This window comes from Mesorhizobium sp. CNPSo 4661 (genome assembly GCF_057784215.1).
Genome location: NZ_JBWGIO010000028.1, coordinates 38,355 through 46,255, shown reverse-complemented (window position 1 = coordinate 46,255; position 7,901 = coordinate 38,355). Strand labels below are relative to the sequence as shown.

General features: G+C 59.7%; 3 protein-coding genes and 1 pseudogene. 1 reads left to right on the top strand and 3 read right to left on the bottom strand.

The genetic code is table 11. The annotated features are described in order from the left end of the window. From AC0YKC_RS30275 to AC0YKC_RS30265, 3 genes and pseudogenes are all read right to left on the bottom strand, one after another. Nucleotides 1-5,204 (bottom strand): annotated as a pseudogene (locus AC0YKC_RS30275) (hypothetical protein); the annotation flags it as partial. 646 nt (nt 5,205-5,850) lie between these two features. Next, on the bottom strand, nt 5,851-5,985 hold the full coding sequence (locus AC0YKC_RS30270; protein WP_488513691.1) for a hypothetical protein: 135 nt from the start codon (nt 5,983-5,985) through the stop codon (nt 5,851-5,853). A 46-nt stretch (nt 5,986-6,031) separates the two neighbouring features. Then, nucleotides 6,032-6,226 carry a hypothetical protein gene (locus AC0YKC_RS30265; protein WP_488513690.1) on the bottom strand — a complete coding sequence of 65 codons (195 nt, stop codon included), beginning with the start codon at nt 6,224-6,226 and terminating at the stop codon, nt 6,032-6,034. Nucleotides 6,227-7,246: 1,020 nt separating this feature from the next. On the opposite strand from AC0YKC_RS30265, the gene dcd reads away from it, so the two are divergent. After that, nucleotides 7,247-7,813: a dCTP deaminase gene (gene dcd / locus AC0YKC_RS30260; protein WP_488513689.1), complete on the top strand. Its 567-nt coding sequence runs from the start codon at nt 7,247-7,249 to the stop codon at nt 7,811-7,813. Nucleotides 7,814-7,901: the final 88 nt, after the last annotated feature.

Below are 7,901 nucleotides of genomic sequence, written 5' to 3'. Positions count from 1 at the left end.
GCACCGGGACCGTCGATATGTCCGGCGGTCACGGTGCGAAACAGATCTTCAGCCGACAGCTCTTGGCCTTGTCGGCTCTCGAGCCAGGTCATGGCTTTCTCTCGCGCCTCATCCGCCACTTGCTCGCCGCGCGGATAATGTTGCAGCGCCGAGACTGGCAGGCATGATTTCCTTCCCTCACCATAGGCAGGCACGCGATCAGGACCTTCCTGCTCGCCGGCGCGACGAACAGCCGGCATACGTTCGGCCAGCGAGGCCCTGATGAAGCCGCAGCCGTCATGTGGTCGCAAGGCGATCGGGCCCTCCGGCCCAGTCAGCCTGAAGGGATGCTCCTGGTTGGCGGGGCGATCCGGCAGCAGCGACAGTTTGAAGGCGCCTTCCAGCGCGTAGTCGTGAACCCCCAGGCCCTTGATTGCCGGCGGCGCGGCAAAACCCCTGCGCTGAGTGTAATAATATGCCTCCTTGAAAGGAGCCCAGGCACGCGACAGCTGCTCGAAGGCGGTGCCCGGTGCGGTATCGGCATAGGGAATGGCCAGCAGCTTTCCCCCGGAAGGTTTTGCTGCGTCGCCTGGAGCACGGGCTGCGATCTGAGACACGGTCAATCGCGGTGGCTTCAACTTGCTGCCGCCGAACAGGTCCATGCGGTATGGCACACCGTTGACGTTCACCGTGCGCGCCAGCATGAAGGCGCTCGGGGTTCCTGGCAGCTGCACCGCAACGACCGGCAAAGCTCCCGAGGTCAGCCGATGAAAAATCGAATACCGTTTCTCCGGTTCCGTGGCCAGAGGCCGGCCCTGCATGTCCACCACAGGCAGTTGCATCAGTCCCGCCTCACCCTGCGGCGGTCTGGGTTCGTGATCCATGCTTCGCAAGACCTGATGCACGTCGAACACCGACGCAGGATGTTGGGCCTGGATCGCCGCCGCATCCTGCTCCATGAATAAGTCGAGCGCGTCAACTGGACTTTCCGCCTCGATCTGCGCGATCAGGTTCCAGCTCATGCTGGACAGGTCGCCTTCTATGAGGCCGCGCGTGCTGTCCAGGATCTCCTTGGTCTTGAACTCAAGCTCTTGCTGCCTCACCCGCAAATCGGACTTCTTGCCCTCGACATACGGTGGCCTGAACAATCTCTCCAGGACCGCGCGGGCCTTAAGCGTCTGATAGATCGACAAGGCGGGGCAGCGGCTGGCGAGCGGCCCGCGGGTCCGTTCCGCATCGCTTGCGCTCAGATGCGCCTCGATCTTCTGCTCGACCACGGGTTGGAGGTCGTTGAGCAGATTGAGGGCCTGCGTGCGGTGCCAGCGCAGAGCCTTTTGCGGGCTGCGCGCCAGCGGCAGCAGAGCAGCACACAGATTACCCATGGTTTCCAGATCGTTCTGGGCCGTAAATTCAGGGGCTTGACGCAATTCCGCGAGCCGGTTCAAGCCTGTCGGTGCTAGCAAACCGAAATCATCAGACAGCCGAGCCTTACCCAGCGCCTTGAAAATGGTTGTGATGTGCAGAACGCCAGCCTGTGCCAGGCGGTCACTGTCGTAGTGCAGGTGGTGGGCGAGCTTATGTAAACGATCCTTCGGCAGAGCAGCGTCCGGAATGTCCCCGCTGTCCTCTGCCCTCATGATCATTCGTGACAGAGCATTGGCGAGAATAGTCAGTTGGGGGGTGGTGAACACACCGAATCGTTGCCCTCGCGTGCCCAATGCGCGCGCAATGTCCATCGTGGACTGCCGGCACGCCTCCTCTTCCGGCCACTTGGTGAATCCGTTCATCAAGGTCGCCACGACCTGAGGAGCGAAATCGGCGAACTGGCGCTTACGCGCTTCCCCGGCGATCACGATCGCGGCTTTGCGACAGCCCTCTTCATCCGGCCACTTGCTGAAGCCGTTCAACAGGTTCGCCAGTCCCAGCGGGGAAAAATCAGAGAGTTCGGCTCGGCGAGAGACCTCACCGGCAATCGCGCGTGTTGCATCGCGACAGTCCGCCCCGTCCGGCCACTTGCTGAAACCATTCACCAGATTAGCCAAGTGCTGGTGGGCAAAATTGGAAAGTTGGGCGCCGCGGCGAAGGAGTTCACCCGCAATCGCAAACGTGGCATCGCGGCATTCCGGCGCTTCAGGCCATTTGCTGAAGCCATTCACCAGATTTGCCAGCTCCAGCGGGTCAACCCCAGAGAGCAAAGAGGCGCGGAGAAAGACCTCATGCGCGATCGCGATCGTGGCTTGCTGGCACTTCGCCTGATCTGGCCACTTGCTGAACGCGTTCACCAGGTTCGCTAGCTCCTGCGAAGGAGAAAGCCGGATATCACGGTCAAGAACTTCTCGTCCGATTGCGACGGTGGCGTCGCGACAGTCGGGTGCCTCCGGCCATTTGCTGAATCCATTCGCCAGATTAGCCAAGTGCTGATGGGTAAAATCAGAGAGCTGGGCGCCGCGGCGAACGAGCTCATTGGCGACCGCGACCGCGGCGTCGCGACAGTCCGGCGCCTCCGGCCATTTGCTGAAACCGTTCACCAGGTTCGCTAGCCCCTGCGGGGCAAAGTCAAAGAGCTGGCGGCGACGGACCTCGTCGGCGACCGCAACCGTGGCGTCGCGACAGTTCGGCTCTTCCCGCCATTTGCTGAAACCGTTCACCAAATTAGCCAGATCTTGTTGATTAAAGTCCTTGAGCCGGGGGCTGCGAAGGACCTCGCTTGCTATCGCGGCGGTGGCTTGGCGAGATGCCGCCACTTCCGGCAACTTGCTGAAACCGTTGACCAGGTTCGCCAGCTCGTGCGGAGCAAAATCGGAGACCTGGCGTTGGCGGATTTCCTCCGCGACTGTGGCTGTCGCCTCGCGACAATACGCCCCGTTCGGCCACTTGCTAAAAGCGTTCGCCAGATTCGCCAGGTGCGAGGGCGTAAAATCAGACAGTCGGGCGCGGCGGGCAAGGACCTCATGCGCTATCGCGTCCGTTGCTTGCTGATTGCCCGCGTCTTGCGGCCATTTGCTGAAACCGTTCGCCAGGTGCACCAAGTCCTGGCGATTAAAATCAGCGAGTCCGACGTCGCCGCGCGCGGCGCGACGACTAACCTCACCGGCGATCGCGACTGTGGCATGGCGAGAGGCGGCCTCTTCCGGCCACTTGCTGAAACCATTCACCAATGTCGCCAGCGCCTGCTGAGCAAGATGAGGGAACTGGTCGGCGCGGCGAAAGACCTCACCGGCGATCGCGCGCATTGCATCGCGACAGTCCGCCCGCTCCGGCCACTTGCTGAAACCATTGACCAGATTAGCCAGGTGCTGGTGGGCAAAGTCACGGAGGCGGGCGCCGCGGCGAAGAATCTCGCTGGCGATCGCGCTGGTGGCTCGGCGAGATGCCGCCTCTTGCGGCCACTTGCTGAAGCCGTTCACAAGGTTTGCCAGACCCTGGTGATCAAAAGCAGAGAGCCGGTCGGGGCGGCGACGGACCTCACCGGCGATTGCCGCAGTGGCGCTGCCACAGCCCGCCTCGTGCGGCCATTTGCTGAAGCCGTTCACCAGGTGCACCAGGTCCTGGGGATCAGACTCAGAGAGCTCGAACTCGCCGCGCTCGGCACGGCGACTGACCTCGCCGGCGATCGCGACTGCGGCTTGGCGAGACGCCGCCTCTTCCGGCCACTTGCTGAAACCGTTCACGAATGTCGCCAGCGCCTGCTGAGTAAGATGAGGCAACTGGTCGGCGCGGCGAAACACGTCACTTGCGATCGCGCGTGTCGCATCGCGACAGTCCGCCTGTTGTGGCCACTTGCTGAAACCGTTCACCAGGTTGGTCAAGTCGTGGTGATTAAAATCAGAAATTTGGACGCCGCGGCGAATAACCTCACTGGCGATTGCGGCTGTGGCTTGGCGATAGTCCGCATCGTGCGGGATTTTGCTGAACCCGTTCACCAGGTTGGCCAGCTCCTGTGGGGTAAAATGAGAGAGCCCTTGCTCGCCGGCGCGGCGAGAGAGTTCTGTAGAGATTGCGACTGTGGCTTGGCGATAGACATCCCCGTCCGGCCATTTGCTAAAACCGTTCACCAGGTTCGCCAGGTCCTGGTGATTAAAAGCAGAGAGCCCGGACCCGCCATGGGCGGCGGCGCGGCCGACCTCACCGGCGATCGCCCCGATGGCTTGGCGAGACCACTGCTCTTCCGGCCACTTGCTGAAACCGTTCACAAACAGCGCAAGATGCTGCGGAGTAAAATCAGACAGCCGGGCACGGTGGTCACGACGCAGGACCTCGCCGGCTATCGCGCCTGCGGCTTGGCGAAAAGCCGCCTCTTCTGGCCACTTGCTGAAACCCTGCACCAGGTTCGCCAGTTCCTGGTTAGTGAATTCAGAGAGCCCGGCACGGCGGTCTCGGCGAAGAACCTCGCCCGCGATGTCAACTGTGGCTTTGCAAAAGACCTCCTGTTCAGGGCACTTGCCGAAACCGTTCACGAGGTTCGCCAAGTCCTGGTGATTAAAAGCAGAGAGCCCGAAGTCATCGCGAGTGCGGCGAACAACCTCACCGGCAATCGCTCCGGAGGCCTGGCGAGACCACTCCTCTTCCGGCCACTTGCTAAAACCGTTTACGAGGTTCGCAAGATGCTGCTGCTTAAAATCAGCGAGCCGGAAACGCCGGTCGGTGCGGCGACGGACCTCACCGGCCACGGCTTCAGTGCCGGCACGAGTTTCCGGACATTCCGGCCACTTGCTGAAACCGTTCACCAGCAACGATAGACTTTGACTATTCAGCGCCCCCAGTGCCCTGCCATCATCGCGGCAAAATTCGGCGATTCTGATTGTTCCGTTGCGGCATGTTTTCGACTGCGGATTCCGACTAAATGATGCCGCCAAGAGCGAAAGGGCCTTGGGGTCGACTTCACGTAATGATGCATTACGAAGCTGCGACACCCGAGCTGCCATCGCCTTGCAAGCTTCGATACCTTCCTGACCTCCGGTCTCGCGACTCACCGCGTTGCATGCCGTGGCGTAGCCCCACGATTTCCCGCGGCGGATATCGTCGTCGAAGCGAGGGACGAATTGATTTTTGAACTGTGCGGCGGCCTTTTGCAGGAAGGCTGCATGGATCTCGTCGCCCGCCTCCTGCAGCCGTCTGTCATGCTCCACCACTGCGCATGAGAATCCCACGATGTCGTGGGCGTAGTAAATCGCGTGTAGAGCTTCGTTCGATTGTACCTCTGAGATTGCGGTTTGCTCGCCCAAGGTGGCAACATCATCCAGGCGCCTTCGTTTAGGTCTGCGCTCCAGGCCGGATACGGGTTGCCTGCGCGACGAAGGGAGACGTGGTTGTGAACTCCTGGACGGGTCGGCACCGCGGCCCTCGGTACTCCAACGCGCCGAACTTTCTTCCCGTTGCGGCAAGTCGAGGGGCCGGCCATCACGCGCGTTAACGGAGGAATCGGCTGACGTGCGGCGCCCGACATCGGTGGTCGAAGGCGGCCGTTGAACGGAGGACGATCCTGACTCTCGATCGCGGGAGCGCAAGCCCTGCACGACAGAACCGAACGCCGAGCCATCCTTTCCACTGCCCTGATCTGATTCAGCACGGGACCAGTGCGTGCCTGATCCGCTGGGCGCATTCAAACGTCGGCCAACTCCCGTCAAAATTCGTCTCCTCTGTAGGCGACAATGTCGGTTACAACGCTTGGCACACACGGTACCGCCGCGACGGCCGCACCGCTTTGTTTCGACGCAGCAGGGCGGAACTCATCACACTGCGCGGCGACGAACCAGTTCGCCGCTGAGCAAGTGCGGATTGTCGTTATTGCACAACAGTGCGCGCTTCGACGCCGAACATACCCCCTGCACCTGACGTAAGCCTGACCTAGATCCTGGGATCGTATTGTGTTCAGCCTCTTTCGTGCGGGCTATGCCAGTGGTTCGAGGCGATGGAGCGGTTCGCGAACAGCTCGTCCTGCGAGATCGGCGGCCCGGCATTCTTCATCGGCAGGATCACATCCGCTGGCAGTGACGATCGCCTCATCGGACATCTGCTTGTAGCTGGAGAACCCCTCTACCGCATTGACAGGCTAATGATACCGTCGCCTGCGGTGTCGCTGCCCGCGGCAAAGATCTTGCCGTCTTGTGCCGGCAGCACGAACATGCTCGCGTTCCTTGATCGCTGCGGCCTGCTTTTCGGCTGCCTTCAGCTTTGCATCCATCTCGACCGCCAGTTTTCGGCCTTTAACATCGACGCCGAGCGCCTGGTAGACGACGCGGATCATTCAAGGAAGTGCCGAAGTTCCCCAGTTTCGCCGCTCAGGCTATCGTGGAGTGGTGTCCACTTTCGGTGGCCGGCTGCACGGCCGCCATCGTGGATTTATTGTCGGCAGCGTGATGGAAGCTTTTTATCGCGTGTGTTGGGACAAGAACTCGGCTTGCTGCCGGAGCCGATAGCACTATCCTTCGATCTGGAAGACAACCGCGTGGTGGAAGCAGGCAATCGAGAAGTGAGGTTGCGACGCCGAAGACCTCGGCCCATTGGGCAAAGTCGCGATTTTCAAGTGAGGATCTTGGCGCCCTCGTGGGGGCGTGACGAGTGGGAAAAACAGTGCGGAATCCTTGCGCGTTAATTTCCCGGCCGGCAGCCGTTGCGGCGGCTCCTAGCCGGGGGCGCCTATATTTGACAAACCCGACGAACGGGCGTAGCGCTTGTGCCTGACACCGATATCGGGTCAACATGTAGTCTCGTAGAGACATTGGCACCCCATAGAAGACAAGCTGAAAACACAGAACCCAAGAGCGGCCCGCCCCTCCACAAGGTGGGCCGTTCGCATTGGGTTAACGGGCTGTTAACGCCCGTCCTTCGACACTCAGAACAAAACGTGATTCGACCAGTTGGCCAAAAACTGGCATTTTGTTCTCACTTTGTTCCGGTGCAAGCCTGGGGCAAGGAAACTGTTGAAAACAAGTGCGATGGATAGGCAAATCACCCGCCCTAGATCAACTTGGGTTCAAAAATCATACGCAGCCTGGCTGAGGAGGTTAAATCAATGAAGGTTCGGGTTAGGCACGTAGGTCCTGCGACGCACCCTAGTGAGGTAGTCGTTTCTGTGGACACCACTACCGGCGCTGAACATTTGGTTGTGAATCAACGTTCACTTAAGGACAATAAATTGGAGATTGGCTATCCGATAAATAGCCATGATTCGAACCTGCTTGTTGAGCTTCCGCGTGAAACCATCAACGGATCATGGAGAGTATGGGTGCCACAAGCATCGGTAGAATAGACATGGAGGGGCGGGATGATACTGACTGACAGGGAAATCCAGATCGCTTTGCAAAACGAAGCGATCATTATCGACCCCGCCCCTGACATCTCCTTCTACAGCTCGACCAGCCTCGATCTAACGCTTGATCGACGTCTGACCCTTTTCAAAGACCAGAAGACAGGCATTAACCTCTCTATTGATCCTTCGCAGAAGGGATACAATCACGAAGAGGTAATGGCGGAAATCACGACGCCCGTCGATATCGATGAAGATCACGGGTTTGAATTTCCGCCCCACCACATGATCCTGGCTTGGACGCGCGAGTTCGTGGAATTGAAGTTCCAGTCTCGGATAGCTGCTCGCGTTGAGGGGAAAAGCTCTCTTGCCAGATTAGGGATCGGAATTCATCTAACCGCCCCGACCATCCATGCAGGCTTCGCCGGCCAGATCCGGCTCGAAATGGTCAATCACAATAAAGTACCGGTCAAGCTGCGGACTGGGATGAAAATTTGCCAGCTGATTTTTGAGCAAACTCTGGGCACGCCGGTTCGTGGGTATGAAGGCCGCTTCGCGGGTCAAACTACAACAAAAAAAGGCTAACATGTCGAGCGTTCAGGGCAGGCGGTTAGCTACGCAACATTGTTTGCATACGTCTGATTTTTCTGAGTCGATGTCTAACGCCCAGCCG